Source organism: Aminobacter sp. P4_H6_2, assembly GCF_056400805.1.
The window spans coordinates 1-1837 of the sequence record NZ_JBFUKO010000857.1; the positions used below are offsets into that span (position 1 = coordinate 1).

Genomic DNA, 1837 nt, shown 5'->3' on the forward strand with positions numbered 1-1837 from the left:
GTCTTTCATGATGTTTCTTGGTCCGCCCCGCAGTTCGCTCGACAGCACCGGCCGGCGATAGCGCTCCGTCCTGGTATAAAGTTGGGCAGCGATCTCGAGCAGCGCGGCTGAACCGCAGGCCGAGATCAGCGCATGGTGAAAGCCTTGGTGCCGATCCTCCAGAGCCTGGTCGAAGGCGCCTGGTGCCATTGCCGTCTCCGGCTCGTGCCTGGCGATGACCTTGCTGAATGCGTGGAAGGCGGCGACCACCTGCGCTTCCCAGTCGTCGTTGCCGAGGCTTACGGCCCGTTGCAGCGCCTCGGATTCGACAAGAATACGAATGCCGATGACATCCCACATCTCCTCGAGCGAAACTTCCGCGACGCGAAAGCCGCGAAGCGATGCAAGCTCGGTGAGCCGGTCGCTGCTCAGGCGCGTCAGCGCCTCGCGCAGGGGCGAAAAACTCAGCCCATAGCGGTCCCGGAGCACGGCAAGGCGCAGCGGCTCGCCGGGTAGAAAAGCGCCGTTGAGAATATCGTCTCGGATCAGGCGGTATGCGCGATCGGCAAGCGATCCGTCGGAATCGGCAAACGCAGGATCCGTCACGAGCTCTATCCCAATGGGCGATGCGAGGCTTGGATTCAGGCCTCGCCGACACTTTATCCGTCCATGGAATTTTGTGCAATGTTCAAGATTTTATAAAATATGTTGACGAGAAGCGATGGCGAACTATGGTGCGAGCGAATCGAGACAGAGAGGGCCGCTAACGACGGCCGGCATCTCGTCGCCAACCAACAGAGGTGCAAGAACATGCGTCTGGTTACTTATCGCAGCAGCGTGACTGCCGCAGCGCGCCTGGGTGCGCTCGTCAACGATCTGGTCGTCGACCTGCAGGCGCTCGCGGCTTTCTACGATCTGGAACTGCCCAGCGACATGCTGGAATTCATCGACCTCGGTCCTGCCGCGCTCGACACAGCGCGCAAGATCATTGATGAGTCAACTGACGACTGGCCGGTCGGCACGGCGTTTTACGCCGCCAACGTCAAGCTGCTGGCCCCGATCCCGCGCCCCCGCAAGAACATCTTCGGCATCGGCCTGAATTACGTCGAACACATCGCGGAATCGGCGCACATGCTCGAAAACGCGGCAGACCTGCCAAACCAGCCGGTCATCTTCTCCAAGCCCCCGACCACGATTTGCGGACCCGGCGACGCCATTGAACATAATGCCAAGATCACCCAGCAGCTCGACTGGGAAGTCGAACTGGCTGTCGTCATCGGCCAGCGCGCCAAGCGCGTTTCGGAAGAAGACGCGCTGGCCCACGTCTTCGGCTACAGCGTCATGATCGACGTATCCGCCCGCGATTGCCGCCGCGCCGGCCAGTGGATCGTCTCCAAGGGGCAGGACACCTACGCTCCGTTCGGCCCCTGCATCGTCACCGCCGACGAGGTTGCCGATCCGCATGGCCTCGACCTGTGGCTGACGGTCAACGGCGTCACCAAGCAGAAGTCGAACACCCGCCACATGCTGTTCAAGGTGCCCTACCTGATCTCCGACATCAGCCAGGGCATTGCATTGGAGCCTGGCGACATCATCGCCACCGGCACTCCCGAGGGCGTTGGCGCGGGTCGCACGCCACGCGAATGGCTGTGGCCAGGCGACGTCGTTGAAGCTGGCGTCGATGGCATCGGGAGCCTGCGCTGCCCGGTCGTCGCCGTCTAACAGGGCGCAAGCAAGGCACCGCCTCGCCTCGCCCCGGACATGAGGACATTGTCGATGACCAAGCTTCCAATATTCGTTGCCGCCGCCGTGCAGACGGCACCTGTTTTTCTGGATGCGGCAGCCACCACCGAAAAAG

The 1837-nt window shown here is 62.1% G+C and carries 2 protein-coding genes; one reads left to right on the forward strand and one right to left on the reverse strand.

The genetic code is table 11. From position 1 onward, the window contains the following. The coding region (locus AC1DUU_RS31005) for a GntR family transcriptional regulator (protein ID WP_476787142.1) at positions 1-585 on the reverse strand (585 nt) is incomplete at its 3' end. A 204-nt stretch (positions 586-789) separates the two neighbouring features. Here AC1DUU_RS31005 and AC1DUU_RS31010 point away from each other — a divergent pair. Then, positions 790-1701, forward strand: a complete 912-nt coding sequence (locus tag AC1DUU_RS31010) for a fumarylacetoacetate hydrolase family protein (protein ID WP_476787143.1) — start codon at positions 790-792, stop codon at positions 1699-1701. The last annotated feature ends 136 nt before the right edge of the window (positions 1702-1837 follow it).

Excerpts from the sequence above, each read along its gene's own strand:
- AC1DUU_RS31010 (WP_476787143.1), top strand. The coding sequence starts at position 790 with ATGCGTCTGGTTACTTATCGCAGCAGCGTGACTGCCGCAGCGCGCCTG.